Origin of the sequence: Kurthia zopfii (assembly GCF_003143955.1) — a bacterium.
Lineage (GTDB): Bacteria > Bacillota > Bacilli > Bacillales_A > Planococcaceae > Kurthia > Kurthia zopfii.
Genome location: NZ_QFVS01000026.1, coordinates 24,627 through 40,558, shown reverse-complemented (window position 1 = coordinate 40,558; position 15,932 = coordinate 24,627). Strand labels below are relative to the sequence as shown.

Annotated in this window: 16 protein-coding genes; 12 read left to right on the top strand and 4 right to left on the bottom strand. The window is 37.7% G+C overall.

Features of this window, described 5'->3' with window-relative positions; genetic code table 11:
* Positions 1-242: 242 nt before the first annotated feature.
* Positions 243-521 (bottom strand): AbrB/MazE/SpoVT family DNA-binding domain-containing protein, encoded by a 279-nt coding sequence (locus DF281_RS09995; RefSeq protein WP_109350117.1) that lies wholly within the window; start codon positions 519-521, stop codon positions 243-245.
* Between the two features lie 371 nt (positions 522-892).
* Here DF281_RS09995 and metG point away from each other — a divergent pair, with 371 nt between their 5' ends.
* From metG to spoVG, 10 genes are all read left to right on the top strand, one after another.
* Complete coding sequence (gene metG, locus DF281_RS09990) at positions 893-2,854, top strand: methionine--tRNA ligase (protein ID WP_109350116.1); 1,962 nt, start codon at positions 893-895, stop codon at positions 2,852-2,854.
* 342 nt (positions 2,855-3,196) lie between these two features.
* Entirely contained in the window at positions 3,197-3,970 is a 774-nt protein-coding gene (locus tag DF281_RS09985; protein WP_109350115.1) for a TatD family hydrolase, read from the top strand.
* A 133-nt stretch (positions 3,971-4,103) separates the two neighbouring features.
* Positions 4,104-4,820 carry a 3D domain-containing protein gene (locus DF281_RS09980; RefSeq protein WP_109350114.1) on the top strand — a complete coding sequence of 239 codons (717 nt, stop codon included), beginning with the start codon at positions 4,104-4,106 and terminating at the stop codon, positions 4,818-4,820.
* A 128-nt stretch (positions 4,821-4,948) separates the two neighbouring features.
* Positions 4,949-5,512, top strand: coding sequence for a ribonuclease M5 (gene rnmV / locus DF281_RS09975; protein WP_109350113.1), 564 nt, complete (start codon positions 4,949-4,951; stop codon positions 5,510-5,512).
* Positions 5,505-6,389 carry a 16S rRNA (adenine(1518)-N(6)/adenine(1519)-N(6))-dimethyltransferase RsmA gene (gene rsmA / locus DF281_RS09970; protein WP_109350112.1) on the top strand — a complete coding sequence of 295 codons (885 nt, stop codon included), beginning with the start codon at positions 5,505-5,507 and terminating at the stop codon, positions 6,387-6,389. The genes rnmV and rsmA overlap by 8 nt, the downstream gene beginning before the upstream one ends.
* 133 nt (positions 6,390-6,522) lie before the next feature.
* Entirely contained in the window at positions 6,523-6,786 is a 264-nt protein-coding gene (gene veg, locus DF281_RS09965; protein ID WP_109350111.1) for a biofilm formation stimulator Veg, read from the top strand.
* Positions 6,787-6,964: 178 nt separating this feature from the next.
* Complete coding sequence (gene ispE, locus DF281_RS09960; RefSeq protein ID WP_109350110.1) at positions 6,965-7,831, top strand: 4-(cytidine 5'-diphospho)-2-C-methyl-D-erythritol kinase; 867 nt, start codon at positions 6,965-6,967, stop codon at positions 7,829-7,831.
* A gap of 56 nt (positions 7,832-7,887) precedes the next feature.
* The gene (gene purR, locus DF281_RS09955) at positions 7,888-8,715 is read left to right on the top strand and encodes a pur operon repressor (protein WP_109350109.1); all 828 of its coding nucleotides are present in this window, start codon (positions 7,888-7,890) and stop codon (positions 8,713-8,715) included.
* Between the two features lie 2 nt (positions 8,716-8,717).
* The gene (locus DF281_RS09950; RefSeq protein WP_109350108.1) at positions 8,718-9,092 is read left to right on the top strand and encodes a RidA family protein; all 375 of its coding nucleotides are present in this window, start codon (positions 8,718-8,720) and stop codon (positions 9,090-9,092) included.
* A 172-nt stretch (positions 9,093-9,264) separates the two neighbouring features.
* Positions 9,265-9,555, top strand: coding sequence for a septation regulator SpoVG (gene spoVG / locus DF281_RS09945; protein WP_109350107.1), 291 nt, complete (start codon positions 9,265-9,267; stop codon positions 9,553-9,555).
* A 119-nt stretch (positions 9,556-9,674) separates the two neighbouring features.
* Here spoVG and nadA read toward each other — a convergent pair whose 3' ends face one another.
* The 3 genes from nadA to nadB are packed head-to-tail and all read right to left on the bottom strand — an operon-like array spanning position 9,675 to position 13,139.
* Positions 9,675-10,769, bottom strand: coding sequence for a quinolinate synthase NadA (nadA, locus tag DF281_RS09940; protein WP_109350106.1), 1,095 nt, complete (start codon positions 10,767-10,769; stop codon positions 9,675-9,677).
* Complete coding sequence (gene nadC, locus DF281_RS09935) at positions 10,766-11,617, bottom strand: carboxylating nicotinate-nucleotide diphosphorylase (RefSeq protein WP_109350105.1); 852 nt, start codon at positions 11,615-11,617, stop codon at positions 10,766-10,768. The genes nadA and nadC overlap by 4 nt, the downstream gene beginning before the upstream one ends.
* Complete coding sequence (gene nadB, locus DF281_RS09930) at positions 11,598-13,139, bottom strand: L-aspartate oxidase (protein WP_109350104.1); 1,542 nt, start codon at positions 13,137-13,139, stop codon at positions 11,598-11,600. The genes nadC and nadB overlap by 20 nt, the downstream gene beginning before the upstream one ends.
* Positions 13,140-13,229: 90 nt before the next feature.
* Between nadB and DF281_RS09925 the strand changes: the two genes are divergently transcribed.
* Together DF281_RS09925 and glmU are read left to right on the top strand one after the other, a co-directional pair.
* Entirely contained in the window at positions 13,230-14,339 is a 1,110-nt protein-coding gene (locus DF281_RS09925; protein ID WP_109350103.1) for a cysteine desulfurase family protein, read from the top strand.
* 203 nt (positions 14,340-14,542) lie between these two features.
* Complete coding sequence (gene glmU, locus DF281_RS09920; RefSeq protein ID WP_109350102.1) at positions 14,543-15,916, top strand: bifunctional UDP-N-acetylglucosamine diphosphorylase/glucosamine-1-phosphate N-acetyltransferase GlmU; 1,374 nt, start codon at positions 14,543-14,545, stop codon at positions 15,914-15,916.
* Positions 15,917-15,932 lie beyond the last annotated feature (16 nt).

Genomic DNA, 15,932 nt, shown 5'->3' with positions numbered 1-15,932 from the left:
TCGAATCTACTTACATTTCCATTTAAAAAGAGCGAGCCACGCTTCATAAATGAAACGTGATCTCGCTCAAACCAATCGATTTTTATTCAATTGAAAACTCTCACCAACGTTATTTGACAAAGAGCCAAAAAGAAAAGCCCTTTGAAACGGCGAAATTTCAAGGGGCTTTTTCTATATATAAAAACACATATAAAACAAGGTTAGTTTGGGTATAGATAATAGTTACTCAATGGCGGAGTCGACTATTTTGATAATTTAGATTGAATTTCTTTAACTAAGATTTGTGCGCCTTCTGGGCTAAGGATTAAGTTACCACCAGCTAAGCGGAAGTTTTCGTCAGAAACTTCACCAGTAACTACACAAGTCATGTTAGGCATATATTTTTTTAAGATGATTTTGTCATCATCCACATAAATTTCTAAAGCGTCTTTTTCTGCGATTCCTAAAGTGCGTCGTAGTTCGATTGGAATAACTACACGACCTAGTTCATCGACTTTACGTACAATACCTGTAGATTTCATTAATAATCTACCTCCTAAGTTTAAATTGTTTGATCTTCTATATTTATGTTTCGTCAAATTTCGACATAAATTCTTCGTCTGTGGAATATCATACCAACTAATTACATATACGTCAATTATTTTCCCTTACAAATTTCAAGTTTTTTTCAAGAAATAGGAATTAAATAAGTGATTTTTACATATATAAGTGATTTAATTAGCCAAAAACCGCCAAATTATACAGTTTTCACGCTTGAAATAGTATTTTGAATTCGAGAAGATTTTTTTCGACAAAATAAGACAATGCTAGGATATTAATAAACTTTAATTGAAAGCTAATGGGTAATTCTATAAAATAGAAGTTAGACAAATTAAGTAATGGAGGAGTTTTCATGAGTAATGAAAAAAAGACTTTCTATATAACAACGCCAATCTATTATCCTAGTGGCCGTTTTCATATAGGAACTGCATACACAACTGTTGCAGCAGATACAATGGCAAGATATAAAAGATTATTAGGCTTTGATGTTCGTTTCCAAACTGGGATGGATGAACATGGTCAAAAAATCCAAGAAAAAGCACAAGAGGCAAATAAAGAGCCTAAAGTGTATGTAGATGAAATTACAGTGGCGGCTAAGAAACTATGGTCGATGATGGATATTTCATACGATGATTATGTCCAAACTACAGAAGAGCGTCATACGAAAGCTGTAGAGAAGATCTTCCAAAAGTTCTTAGACAATGGTGATATTTACAAAGGTGAATACGAAGGATGGTATTGTACGCCGTGTGAATCATTCTTCACGGAGATGCAATTAGTAAATGGCAACTGTCCTGACTGTGGTCGTCCGGTTCATAAAGTAAAAGAACAGTCTTACTTCTTTAATATGAAGAAATATGCAGATCGTCTATTAGCTTATTACAACGAAAATCCAGGATTTATCGAGCCTGAATCACGTAAAAATGAAATGATCAACAACTTCATTAAACCAGGTCTTGAAGATTTATCTGTATCTCGTTCTTCATTCGATTGGGGTATTCGAGTTCCAGGAGATGCAAAACACGTAATTTATGTATGGGTTGATGCATTAACAAACTACATCACAACATTAGGTTACCCAACGGATGAAAATGGCGAGTTCGCAAAATACTGGCCAGCAGATGTACAAGTTGTTGGTAAAGATATCGTTCGTTTCCATACGATTTACTGGCCGATCTTCTTGATGGCTCTTGATCTTCCATTACCGAAAAAAGTATTCGCGCACGGCTTTATTATGATGAAAGACGGTAAAATGTCTAAATCTAAAGGAAATGTCATCTACCCAGAGATGTTAATCGAACGTTATGGCTTAGATGCGACACGTTACTTCTTATTACGTGAGCTTCCATTCGGATCAGATGGTGTATTCTCACCAGAATCATTCGTTGAGCGTACGAACTTCGATTTAGCGAATGACTTAGGTAACTTACTAAACCGTACAGTATCTATGATGAATAAATACTTTGACGGCGTAATTCCTACTGAAAACTTAGTTGCGACAGAATTTGATGCGGCACTACAAGCTCAAGCTGACGAAACAATTACGAAATATGAAGAGAATATGGATAAAATGCAATTCAGCGTTGTACTTTCAGACGTTTGGGCATTAATTTCTCGTACAAATAAATACATCGATGAAACTTCACCATGGGTTTTAGCGAAAGATGAAGCATTAAAACCTCAATTAGGTATGGTAATGTATAATCTTGCAGAAAACTTACGTCGTGTGGCGGTGTTATTACAACCATTCATGACGAAATCTCCAAAAGAAATCGTACGTCAATTAGGTCTATCAGAAGATTGCTTAACTTGGGCTTCATTATCAGGTGAGCAAGCGATTCCAACAGGAACGACTGTTATTGATAAAGGTGAACCAATTTTCCCTCGTCTTGAAGCAGAGGTAGAAATGGAATACATCCGTGAACAAATGCGCGGCTCAATTAAAACGGATCAATCTGAAAAAGTTGAATCAGAATATGAAGAGCAAGCTCCAGAAATCACATTCGATGACTTTGTAAAAACAGATTTACGCGTAGCGACTGTTACAGCGGCTGAAAAAATGCCGAAAGCAGATAAGCTTTTAAAACTACAAGTTGATTTAGGTTATGAACAACGTCAAGTTGTATCAGGAATTGCAAAATTCTATACGCCTGAAGAATTAGTAGGCAAAAAAGTAATCGTAGTCGCAAACTTAAAACCAGTAAAACTTCGTGGTGAGTTATCTCAAGGGATGATTTTAGCGGGAAGTAAAGATGATGTTTTAGTTTTAGCGTCTGTTGATGAGAAATTAGCTAACGGTGCAAAAGTAAAATAAGCATGAATAAATAAAAAAACACTCCTATTTCAACCGCCAACAAGCAGTAAAATAGGAGCTGTTTTTTGTTTTAAAGTAAAAAATAGCTGTAATTACACGAATAAATAAGCAAAATAAAAATATATCTATTGGAAATTGTAATTTGAGAGTTTAAGAATATTGCTTTTTACAATACCATTTGAATAGATTAAAAGTATATAAATGGTATATATATAGGCTAAATAAGTTATATTGATAAATTTTTAATTGGTAAAAATAATATGTGTAATATATCTGTAATATAGAAGTTATTTATGAAATATAAAAATAGCTAAAATAAGTAGAGTGAAGGAGGACGCCATGATGTTAATGGATACACATGTGCACCTAAACGCAGAACAATATGAAACAGACTTATCAGAAGTAATTCAACGAGCGCTCGATGCGAATGTTCAAAAGATGATTGTAGTTGGCTTTGATCGACCTACAATTACGAAAGCAATGGAACTTGTTGAACAATACGAATTTTTATATGCCGCAATTGGTTGGCATCCAGTAGATGCTATTGATTGTACAGACGAGGACTTACAGTGGATTGAAGAGTTAACTGCTCATCCGAAAGTGGTTGCCATTGGTGAAACAGGACTGGATTACCATTGGGATAAATCGCCGAAAGAAATCCAACAGGAAGTATTTCGTAAACAAATCGCATTAGCGAAAAGAGTAAAACTACCAATCGTCATTCACAATCGTGATGCGACGGACGACTGTGTGAGAATTCTAATGGAAGAACACGCGGAAGAAGTTGGTGGTGTCATGCATAGTTTCAGTGGAAGTGTAGAAACTGCAAAAATCTGTATTGAAAAACTAAACTTCATCATTAGTTTAGGTGGTCCAGTTACTTTTAAAAACGCGAAAATGCCTAAAAAAGTAGCGGCAGAAATACCACTTCAATATTTAATGTTAGAAACGGATGCTCCTTACTTAACACCGCACCCATTTAGAGGTAAAAGGAACGAGCCATCTCATATCCCTTTAATTGCTCAAGAAATCGCGTCATTAAAGGAAATAACGGTAGAAGAAGTAGCAAAAGTAACAACTGAAAACGCACATCGCCTATTTTATAAAATTAAGTAGAAAGTCCTATTACCTTCAATTCACGTAAATGGTTGATTCTAAAGGATTTGTTAATTTTCAAAAAAATAACCATGTGTTGACAGTCCAAAAAAGAGTCTTTATAATCCAACGAGTGAATAAGGAGGTATTTTTCATGTCAAATCATTCCATGAAAAAACTGTTCCCGGAATCATTTAAAAATTCAAAGGGTATGACGTTGATTGCAACGTTTACACTTATGATTGCGTTTGTAGTAGCCACAGTAGTGAGCGCTACAACTAATGAACAGGCAAGTAAAAAAGAAGTACAAACTTCAGAAGAAAACTTCGCAAACCGTTTTGCTGGAGAATCAATCCAAACGGTTGCATCGAAAAAATATAAAACAACTGCAGCACTTAACCTACGTAAAGGGCCAAGCACAAAGTACAAAAAAATCACAACTTTGGGCAAAGGCGCTAGTGTAACTTATATCAGCCAAAAAAATGGTTGGTACAAAGTTTCTTACAAAGGGAAGAAAGGATACGTATCTTCTAAGTATTTAAAACGCACAACGAAAGTTTCGCGTACTAACTACAAAAAAGGTAGAACATTCTACGTATCTTCAACAGCTTACACAGCATACTGTAACGGTTGTTCAGGTAAAACTGCGACAGGAATTAACCTACGCAAATATCCAAACCAAAAAGTAATCGCTGTAGATCCTCGAGTAATTCCTTTAGGTTCTAAAGTTCTTGTACAAGGTTACGGAGTAGCAATCGCTGGTGATACTGGTGGCGCAATCCGTGGTAACCGAATTGATGTATTCAAGAAAACAAAACGTTCAGCATTAAACTGGGGACGTCGTACAGTTAAAGTTACAATTCTTAAATAGTTCAAAAGAGTGGAAGCATAGATAAAAATGCTTCCACTCTTTTTTGTAAACGCACTATTTTTCATCTGGAATCAATTCGTGTATAATAGGAATATTGTAAACAATGATGAAAAGAGGATTTGAAATCCGTGAAAATAAATGAAGTAATTGTAGTAGAGGGTAAAGACGATACGACAGCGATTCGCCAAGCTGTGGAAGCAGATACAATCGAAACAAATGGCTCTGCGATCTCAGATGAGTGTATAAGCCGTATAAAGCATGCGCAAGAAATTAGAGGTGTCATCGTATTAACTGACCCTGATTTCCCAGGGAGAAGAATACGTGCGATTATCGAGGAACATGTTCCGGGAGTGAAGCATGCTTTCTTACCGAAAAAACAAACAATCGCTAAAAACGGTAAAGGTTTAGGGATTGAACATGCGAAATCTGAGGATATCCGTCATGCCTTAGAAAATGTTCATACAGCGAGCGACAATGAGTTTGTTTCTTCTATTACATTAGATGACCTAATCTTTGCGAAGCTTCTATCTCATCCCTCATCTAAGAACCGTAGAGAGCGACTTGGTGAATTATTAAATATCGGACCTACGAATGGTAAACAGCTCGTTAAAAGACTTGAGATGTTTCAAATAACAGAAGAACAGTTTGGTGCAGCAATTGCACAAATGAATCAGGAGGAAAATAATGAATAAAGATATCGCAACACCGATCCGCACACAAGAGATTTTGAAGAAATATGGTTTTTCATTCAAAAAGAGTTTAGGACAAAACTTTTTAATCGACCCGAATATTTTACGTAATATCGTTGGTCATGCTGATTTAACGAAGGATAGTGCAGCGATCGAAGTAGGACCAGGAATTGGCGCATTAACTGAACATTTAGCACGCGAAGCTGGTAAAGTTGTGTCATTTGAAATTGACCAACGCCTATTACCTGTTTTAGAAGATACACTGTCGCCATATGACAATATCGACATTATTCATTCGGATATTTTAAAAGCGAATGTAAAAGAAGTCATCGATGTGAATTTAGCGGGCTATGAGGATATTATGGTAGTCGCAAACCTTCCGTATTATGTAACGACACCTATTTTAATGAAATTATTAATGGAAGATCTTCCTTTACGTGGTCTTGTTGTTATGATGCAAAAAGAAGTAGCTGATCGTATCTCAGCAAAACCAGGCACGAAAGCGTACGGTTCACTATCAATTGCGGTTCAATACTATATGAGTGCTGAAATTGCGATGATCGTTCCGAAAACAGTATTTATGCCACAACCGAATGTTGATTCAGCTGTACTACGATTAATCCGTCATGATGAGCCACCTGTAATTGTGGAAGATGAAGATTTCTTCTTTACTGTGACAAAATCTGCATTTGCACAACGCCGCAAAACGATTTTGAATAATTTACAATCACAATTGCCGAATGGTAAAGCGAAAAAAGAAGAAATTTTAGCTGCATTAGATGCAAGTGGGATTGAACCAAATCGACGTGGTGAAACACTCTCTATTCAAGAATTTGGTAAGTTAGCCGATTGTTTACTGCCACATTTCAAAAAGTCGTAAAAAAACAAAAAAAATCGAGAAAAAACATAAAAATTAATTGACATCATTATTATAGATTGTTAAAATATTTGTTTATATATTGACGGATACGTATTTTTTTGCTATACTATCATTTAGTGAGGTGTAAGCAAAAATGCCAAAAACTTTAGCCGACATTAAAAAGTCGTTAGATGGACATTTAGGTAAACGTCTGCAATTAAAAGCAAACGGTGGTCGCAAGAAAACGATTGAGCGCACTGGAACATTACGTGAGACATATCGCGCAGTATTTGTAATTGATTTAGATCAAGATGAAAACGCATTTGAACGTGTTTCATACAGCTACGCAGATATTTTAACAGAAGCAGTAGAAATTACATTTGATGATGAGCCAAGAACTGCTATCGCAATTGACTAGCCCTTATCATTTTCTTATTTTTGAACACTTATTTAAGCCAACTGTTTGGTAGCTTAAATAAGTGTTTTTGTTTGTCTTGATTTCTAATTCTCCTATTTAAGTTGAGTTATGATAAAATATAAGGCAGTGATAAACGAGCGAAATTCGCAACAAGGAAAGAAGTGGAGGAATCTTCATTATGCTTTATGTCAAAGCACCCGCTAAAATCAATTTAACATTAGATGTATTAAGTAAGAGACCAGACGGTTACCATGAAGTTGAAATGATTATGACAACTGTAGATTTAGCTGACCGCGTAGGTTTAGAGCCGCGCACGGATCAAGAAATTATTATACATTCGACAAGTAATTTTGTGCCAGATGATCAACGTAATTTAGCCTACCAAGCGGCTAAGTTAATGAAAGATACATATGGTATTGAGGAAGGTGTATCGATTACAATCGATAAACAAATTCCCATTGCTGCTGGTTTAGCAGGAGGAAGCAGTGATGCAGCCGCTACTTTGAAGGGGTTAAACGAATTATGGAAGCTCCATCTATCATTAGATCAAATCGCTGAACTAGGTGCACAAATCGGTTCAGATGTTCCGTACTGTGTATATGGTGGAACGGCGATCGCAAGGGGTAGAGGGGAAAAAATCGAGCATATCGGAGCGCCACCAAACTGTTGGGTTGTTTTAGCAAAACCAACAATCGGTGTTTCGACTGCTGCAGTTTATGGTGGATTAAATATTGACCAAATCAAACATCCGAATACGCAAGCTATGATGGATGCCATCTCAACCGGAGATTACGCAGCAATGTGTAGCAATCTTGGTAACGTACTTGAAGCAGTCACGATGGAACTCCATCCTGAAGTAGCAAGTATTAAAGAACAGATGAAACGATTTGGTGCTGATGCAGTATTAATGAGCGGAAGCGGTCCAACGGTTTTCGGACTTGTATCAAATGAAGTGCGAACAACTCGAATTGTAAATGGTTTACGTGGTTTTTGTGATGAAGTGTATGCTGTACGCATGTTAGGAGAACGCGAGTTTCTTGATTAAATGCGTATGTTTGTGGTAAATTTTGTATATAATATTCGTGTTCAGGAGTGGATTGCATGAAATGGAAGCGTAGTGAGCGTCTTGTAGATATGACGCATTATTTAATGGAGCATCCTCAACAATTGATTCCTCTAACATTCTTCGCGGATTCTTATCAATCAGCAAAATCTTCTATTAGTGAAGATTTATCGATTGTAAAAGAGACGTTTGAAGAAAGAGGGATTGGTTTATTAGTTACTGTTCCTGGAGCAGCTGGTGGAGTAAAATATATTCCTAAAGTCCAAGAGAGACAAGTGAAAGAAATCGTAGAAGAATTAAAATCAGAGCTGGCACATTCGGACCGTTTATTACCGGGTGGCTACTTGTTTATGACAGATTTATTAGGAAATCCAGAATTGGTGAATCGTGTTGGTAAAGTATTCGCATCTGCATTTTTTGATCAAAAAATCGATGTCATTATGACTGTAGCGACAAAAGGTATTTCGATTGCCCATGCAATTGCTCGTCATTTGAACGTACCAGTCGTTGTCGTACGTCGTGATAATAAAGTGACTGAAGGGTCAACAGTGAGTATTAACTATGTTTCAGGCTCATCTAGACGTATTCAGACGATGGTTTTATCAAAACGTAGTATGAAGAGTGGCCAACGTGTTCTAATTACTGATGATTTCATGAAAGTCGGTGGAACAATGAATGGTATGAAGAATCTTTTAGAGGAGTTCGATTGTACTTTGGCAGGGTGTGCCGTATTAGTAGAGGCCGAGCATCCAGACGAGCGTTTAGTAGATGATTACTATTCACTTGTAAAACTAAAAGAAGTAAATGAGAAAGACCGTACAATTGAATTAACAGAGGGAAATTACTTTTCGAAGGGTGGAAACTAGAAATGAAAAAAGTAGCGACAGCAAAGGCACCGGCAGCGATTGGACCATATGTACAAGGTATGATTGTTAATAATATGTTTTATAGCTCAGGTCAAATTCCATTAACTGCTGATGGTGTAATGGTTGAGGGTGACATTACAGCACAAACGAATCAAGTATTTGAAAACTTAAAAGCTGTTTTAGCAGAAGCTGGATCTTCATTAGATCAAGTTGTTAAAACGACAGTATTTATGGCAGATATGAATGATTTTGCAGAAATGAATGAAGCGTACGCTACTCATTTCGGTGAACATAAACCTGCTCGTAGCGCTGTAGAGGTTGCGAGACTTCCTAAAGATTCGCAAGTTGAAATCGAAGTAATTGCACTTGTAAAATAAATGATTCCAATGCCGACAAAGAGAAAAATCTTTGTCGGTATTTTTTTATGAAATAAACAAAATTCAAAAAATTTTAAAAATTTCATCATTATTAGAAGGAATTGGGTAATTTTTGAAGAATTAGTAATATAGTTAGTATGATTTTGCAACTAAGATGAGAGGTGGTGAGACAATGGAAGTAACAGACGTGAGATTGCGTAAAGTCCAAACAGAGGGACGTATGCGAGCAATCGCTTCCATCACACTAGACAACGAATTCGTTGTACATGATATTCGTGTAATTGATGGTAATACAGGATTATTCGTAGCAATGCCAAGTAAGAGAACACCTGATGGAGAATTTAGAGATATAGCCCATCCAATTAATGCTGGAACGAGAACAAAAATTCAAGATTCAGTATTAAAAGCCTATGAGGAATCTAGCGAGGAAGAAGCTGTTGAATTAAATGAAGCTGAAGTTTAAAAAAACTGAAGTGACCGACAAATTATTAAAATGTGTTAGAAATAGAAAGTATTTTAATAAAATCTCAGGAATGAGTTAAAGCTGTTGTCTGAATTGCGGACAACAGCTTTTATTATGGATTATGCTCTTTGTAACATTCTTTCTAAAGAGAGAATGGCGTTTTTCGTCGTTTCAGCGTCCACGGCGATTCGATTTTGTGCTTCACCTTCAACAATTGTTTCCAATTGCCATAATAGATGTGGTAAATCGATTCGATTCATCGTTAAACAAGCACACATATTGGTATTCAGCGAGATAATTTCTCGATCTGGATAGTGATTAATTATTCTTTTGACGAGATTCATCTCAGTTCCAATCGCCCAACTGACATCTGCGGGAGCGGCATCGATGGTTTCGATAATATATTTTGTTGAACCTGCATCGTCGGCTTGCTGCACAACTTCATGAGAACATTCTGGGTGGACAATGATCCGCATTTCAGGTTTCGTCTTCCGTAAGTTTTGAATATGTGTAGGCGTAAATCCTTCATGAACAGAACAGTGACCCTTCCACAAGATGATTTTTAAATCTTCAAGATGCCCTTCATATTCTAATTTTCGTTGATGAGGATCCCAAACTGCCATTTGCTCCAATGGAATTCCTATGTCGAACGCAGTATTGCGACCTAAATGTTGGTCAGGTAGGAAGAATAATCGTTCTTTTTCTTGTAATGCCCACTCCACCATCTTCTTAGCATTTGAAGAAGTGACACAAGCGCCTCCATGACGACCTGTAAAGTCTTTAATTGCTGCAGTGGAGTTCACGTAGGTTAGTGGAATAATCGTGTCACCTAACAACTCCTGTAAGATCATCCAAGCTTCCTCGGTTTGATGAATATTCGCCATGTCTGCCATTGAACAACCAGCTCTCATATCAGGTAAATATACTTTTTGCGATGAATCTGTTAGCATATCCGCAGTTTCTGCCATGAAGTGAACGCCACAGAAAACGATGGACTCGGCTTCATTATTTGCTGCACATAATTGCGCTAATTGTAGGGAATCACCGATTTCATCTGCAAATTGAATGACTTCATCTCTCTGGTAATGATGCCCCGGGATGAATAATTTACTACCAAGTTCCTTCTTAATTTCCCATATACGGTTTTCCATCTGTGAAACGGTCATATCCTTATATATCTCAGGCAATGTTTGTACCGAAGTTAATAAATTCATTTTTTTAAACTCTCCTTTATTTTTACGAGTGCGCTAATATCAAAAGCGTTAATACTGTGCGTTAAAGCGCCCAAAGAGATACAGTCTACACCGCTTTTAGCATAGGCTTGGATCGTATCAATCGTGATGCCACCAGATACTTCAGAGACAATATGCTTCGGAATGAGTGGTAGCCATTCACTTAATTGCTCAGGTGAACAATTGTCGAGCATGATGATCGATGCTTCTGCTTTAATTGCTTCCAATAAATCTTCCTTCGTCTCGACTTCTACTTCGATCTTCACCGTATGCCCAATATTTTTTTTGACGATTTGGATCGCTTCTGTAATACCACCAGCAAATGAAATATGGTTATCTTTCAACATGACGCAGTCGTAAAGTCCGTTTCGATGATTAAATCCACCACCAACTGTTACGGCGTATTTTTCCAGCATGCGTAGCCCAGGTGTAGTCTTCCGTGTATCACAGATTTTCGTCTTTGTTCCCTCTGTTTGTGCCACCGCAATCGCTGTTTTTGTCGCAATCGCGCTCATGCGTTGAATTAAATTCAAAACAACTCGCTCACCACTCAGTAGCGCTTTGATGGAGCCAGATATTTTGGCAATTTGATCACCATAATGTAATGCATCGCCGTCATTTTTGAAAAACGTGATGTGAGCTTGTTCATCTAGTAATTTAAAACCGTTCTGAATGATCGATTCACCACAGAAAATCCCCTCATCTTTTGAAAATAAAGTGAATTCTCCTTTTGTATCAATTGAAAATAGAAGTTCTGCTGATAGGTCGTGATCGCCTATATCTTCATTAAAAAAATCGGTAAGCATTTGTTTAAGCTTTAATTGGTTCATGCCAATACTCCTTTTGAATCGGATTTTGAATTTGTTGAACAAAAATAGTTTGCGCTAAAGAAGGTGAAGCATTCGGGAAATCCGCGCGTATATGAGCGCCACGTGATTCCTCTCGCTCAAGAGCAGCTTTTACGATAAGTGAAGCGGTTATGCGCATAAAATAAGCTTCGTTTTCAGAAAATGTTAGTTTAAAAGGATTTAATTTTGTTGAATCAATCTTTTTTAGTAGAAATTCGAGTGATTTTTTGTCGCGAATAATTCCTGCAGAGGCAAACATCTCAATTTGCAAATCTTCAATAGCGAATGAAGTTGGATGAGTATTTTCAAAGTTTTCTTCAACAACTTGCCAATCGATTACTTCAGGATTTTTGTTGGAAAGATGGTCTGCTAGCCTCTTTCCAAAGGCAATCCCTTCTAATAAAGAATTACTCGCTAATCGATTTGCGCCGTGAACGCCTGTGCAAGCTGCTTCGCCAATGGCATATAACCCTTCAATTGAAGTTGCGCCGTATGAATTCGTCAAAATGCCACCCATTAGAAAATGGCTACCAACTGTAATAGGAAGAAGTCCATTGTTTAGTAGAATGCCTGCTTTTTTACAGTTATTAGAAATTGTCGGGAATTTTCCCTCAAAATTTTCGATTTCATCGATTTTTAAAAAAACGTCGATTCCTCGCATTCGCTCGTCATAAACAGCTTTTGCAGTGATATGTCTAGGGGCAAGGTCTTTTAAAGGATGCCAGTCCATAATGTATGTACCTTCACTATTTATTAGGCGCGCGCCAGCTCCTCGAACCGCTTCGGAAACGAGCCCGAAAGTTTGCTCATCATGGTAAAGAAGCGTGGGATGAAATTGAACGAACTCCATGTCAGTAATTTTCGCCCCAGCTAAATAGGCGAGGGCGATTCCATCTCCAAAGCTATTTGTACAATTGGATGTATAGGAATAAAGCGACCCACAGCCACCTGTTGCGATGATGACCGCTTCAGCAAAGATTTGTCTATGTGTGCAATCTGCATCGATCGAGTGAATCCCGATGACGCGACCATATTGATTTTTCAAAAGTGAGACTGCACATTCGTTTTCAAAAATCGTGACATTGCTCGGTAAGAGGTTGATTAAGTGTTCTGTCAGATGTTTGCCAGTGGCATCTCCACCGCTATGTAAAATCCGTTTATGCTGATGAGCGCCTTCTAAACCGAGGGAGATTGAACCATCAGAAAGGCGATCGACAGGGAATCCTTCTAAAATGAGCTGATGTGTTTGCATTTGGCCTTCTTGAATTAATGTTTGAACATTCGATTGGTGATTGTGAAAAACACCTGCTTGAATCGTGTCGTCCTCGTGTGATTGTATGGAATCTTCTTTACTATAGACAGCTGCGATTCCACCTTGTGCGAAGTAGGAACTATGTTGTCTAAGCGCTCTTTTTGTAATTAAAATAATGTCTTCGTCTTTTGGGAGTAAACGCGCACATTGTAATGCGGCGACACCACTGCCGATAATAATTGTCTTGCTCATTTACCGTTCCACCTTTACAGTTGTCTTGTCACATATATTTACATAAAATTTGAAATAAAACAAGCGTTCTTAGAGGGGATAGGTGATTAGATGGTTTATTTAGATTATGCAGCAACAGCTCCGATGAAGGATGTAGCGATTGAAGCTTATCGAGAAACAGCAACTAAGTATTATGGGAATTCGTCAAGTTTACATGAAGCGGGTTGGATGGCAGAACAGTTGCTAGAGAATGCACGAGAGATCATCGCGCAGACTTGTGGCGTATCGAAAGAGGGAATCTATTTTACTGGAAGCGGTACAGAGGGGAATTTAATCGCAATTTTATCGATTGTTGGTGCGCAAAAAGGCAAACATATTATTACATCCGCAGCCGAACATACTTCTGTACACGCGGCAATGAATGCGTTGGAGAAACAAGGTTATGAAATTACGAAAGTGCCGATGACTTCAGATGGGCAAGTGAATATCGAGTTGATTGAGCAGGCGATTCGCCCAACGACCGTGATGGTTAGTATGCAGCATATCAACCCTGAGACGGGAGTCATTCAACCGGTAGATGAGATGATACAAATTGCTCAAAAATACGGCATCAAAACCCATATTGATTGTGTACAATCTTTCATGAAGTTAAACTTAAAAGGACTGTTATCGCGAGTTGATGGCGCAACGATTTCAGCTCATAAAGTTGGTGGTCCGAAAGGCTTGGGTGCGATCTATTTGAACCCATGTTGCCAAGTGTCGCCTATTTTTCCAGGCTTAACGCATGAGCGCGGCATTCGGGGTGGCACAATTGATATTCCGGCCATTGTTGCATTTGCATCTGTTGTACAAAGTTTTAGTGAAGAAATGGAACTTGAATATTTATGGCAAATAAGAGAAGAATTCAAACAACATATCGATTCTAAATTAGTTGAAGTTATTGAATCAAAAGATGCTCAACTACCATCGATTATTGGTTGTGTTGCAAAAGGGATTGAAGGTCAACTTGTCATGCTAAAATTGAGTGAAAAAGGGTATTATATTTCCACGGGTAGCGCATGTGATATTGGTCATGATAACGGTACGAAAGCAATCGAAGCGATGGGGTACGGTTTAGAAGCAGCACGAGGGTTTTTTAGAATTTCATTTCATGCAAGCCATACGAAAGCAATTATGAGAAGTTTAAGCAAGGAAATAAATCAAATAATACAAAATACATGAATTTTCTATGAACAAGTAAATTTGGGTTTTAATCGATGGAATGGAGCTAATCGCGAGGGATTAAGATTTGCGGAATAAAAAAGGACAAAGATTTATAATGATAAGTTGTATGACCTCTCTTTGTCAAGTCGCAACCCCTTGAAAAATACTTAAATTTACTATATAGTCATAAGAGAAAATCAGCTAAATGGAGGACTCACGAAATGACAAATATTTACGCGGTAGTTTTGGCTGCAGGTCAAGGAACACGTATGAAGTCCAAGTTATATAAAGTTCTTCATCCGGTTTGTGGGAAGCCAATGGTAGAGCATGTTGTAGATCATATTCAATCATTGAATGTATCTCGCACAGTTTCAATTGTTGGTCACGGCGCTGAAAAAGTAAAAGAGCAGTTGGGTGACAAGAGTGAATATGTGTTACAAGCAGAACAACTCGGCACTGCACACGCTGTTCAACAAGCTGAATCATTAATTGGGGATTTAGAAGGTACGACAATCGTAATTTGCGGTGATACACCTTTAATCCGTCCAGAAACGATGAAAGCATTACTAGAACACCATCAACAGCAAAATGCGAAGGCAACAATTTTAACAGCAATTGCTGAGAATCCTACAGGTTACGGTCGCATCCTACGTGATGAACAAGGCCATGTTGCTCAAATTGTGGAACAAAAAGATGCTTCACCTGAACAACAAAAAGTAACTGAAATTAATACAGGTACTTATTGCTTCGACAATAAAGCCCTATTCGCAACATTAAAATTAGTAAATAACGACAATGCACAAGGTGAATTCTATTTACCAGACGTTATTGAAATTTTAAAACAACAAGGTGAAGTTGTATCGGCATATGTGACAGAGAACTTCTCTGAAACATTAGGTGTTAATGATCGCGTTGCTTTAGCGCAAGCAGAGCAGTTAATGCGTGATCGAATTAATGAAACACATATGAGAAATGGTGTTTCACTTATTAACCCTGCTAACACTTACATCGGCGTTGATGTTAAAATAGGCAGTGATACTGTGATCCAACCAGGTGTAATGCTTGAAGGAAATACAGTAATCGGTGAAGATTGCCATATTGGTCCTAATAGCCGTATCACAAATAGCACAATCGGTGACCGCACGAAAGTGGATTCATCTGTAGTAGATAGTAGTGTCGTTGGTTCTGACGTAGCCGTTGGTCCATTTGCACATATCCGCCCAGCTACAAATGTTGGAAACCGTGCTAAAGTAGGTAACTTTGTAGAGTTGAAAAAAACTACATTAGGTGAAGGTAGTAAAGCATCTCACTTAACATACTTAGGAGACGCAGAGATTGGTACAGACGTTAATATCGGCTGTGGTACAATCACGGTTAACTATGATGGTGTGAATAAATTCAAAACAATCATTGGTGATCGTTCATTCATCGGTTGTAATGCGAATTTAGTAGCACCAGTAACAATCAATTCAGACACATATGTAGCGGCTGGAACGACGATTACAAAAGAAGTTCCGCCATTTGCACTTGCCATCGGACGTTCTCGTCAAGAGAACAAAGAGAATTACGCTAACAAATTAAATACTAATAAATAACTAATATTTAACAGGA

Coding starts and splice junctions, on each gene's coding strand:
- DF281_RS09995 (WP_109350117.1), bottom strand. CDS start 521: ATGAAATCTACAGGTATTGTACGTAAAGTCGATGAACTAGGTCGTGTA.
- metG (WP_109350116.1), top strand. CDS start 893: ATGAGTAATGAAAAAAAGACTTTCTATATAACAACGCCAATCTATTAT.
- DF281_RS09985 (WP_109350115.1), top strand. CDS start 3,197: ATGTTAATGGATACACATGTGCACCTAAACGCAGAACAATATGAAACA.
- DF281_RS09980 (WP_109350114.1), top strand. CDS start 4,104: ATGTCAAATCATTCCATGAAAAAACTGTTCCCGGAATCATTTAAAAAT.
- rsmA (WP_109350112.1), top strand. CDS start 5,505: ATGAATAAAGATATCGCAACACCGATCCGCACACAAGAGATTTTGAAG.
- veg (WP_109350111.1), top strand. CDS start 6,523: ATGCCAAAAACTTTAGCCGACATTAAAAAGTCGTTAGATGGACATTTA.
- ispE (WP_109350110.1), top strand. CDS start 6,965: ATGCTTTATGTCAAAGCACCCGCTAAAATCAATTTAACATTAGATGTA.
- purR (WP_109350109.1), top strand. CDS start 7,888: ATGAAATGGAAGCGTAGTGAGCGTCTTGTAGATATGACGCATTATTTA.
- DF281_RS09950 (WP_109350108.1), top strand. CDS start 8,718: ATGAAAAAAGTAGCGACAGCAAAGGCACCGGCAGCGATTGGACCATAT.
- spoVG (WP_109350107.1), top strand. CDS start 9,265: ATGGAAGTAACAGACGTGAGATTGCGTAAAGTCCAAACAGAGGGACGT.
- nadA (WP_109350106.1), bottom strand. CDS start 10,769: ATGAATTTATTAACTTCGGTACAAACATTGCCTGAGATATATAAGGAT.
- nadC (WP_109350105.1), bottom strand. CDS start 11,617: ATGAACCAATTAAAGCTTAAACAAATGCTTACCGATTTTTTTAATGAA.
- nadB (WP_109350104.1), bottom strand. CDS start 13,139: ATGAGCAAGACAATTATTATCGGCAGTGGTGTCGCCGCATTACAATGT.
- DF281_RS09925 (WP_109350103.1), top strand. CDS start 13,230: ATGGTTTATTTAGATTATGCAGCAACAGCTCCGATGAAGGATGTAGCG.
- glmU (WP_109350102.1), top strand. CDS start 14,543: ATGACAAATATTTACGCGGTAGTTTTGGCTGCAGGTCAAGGAACACGT.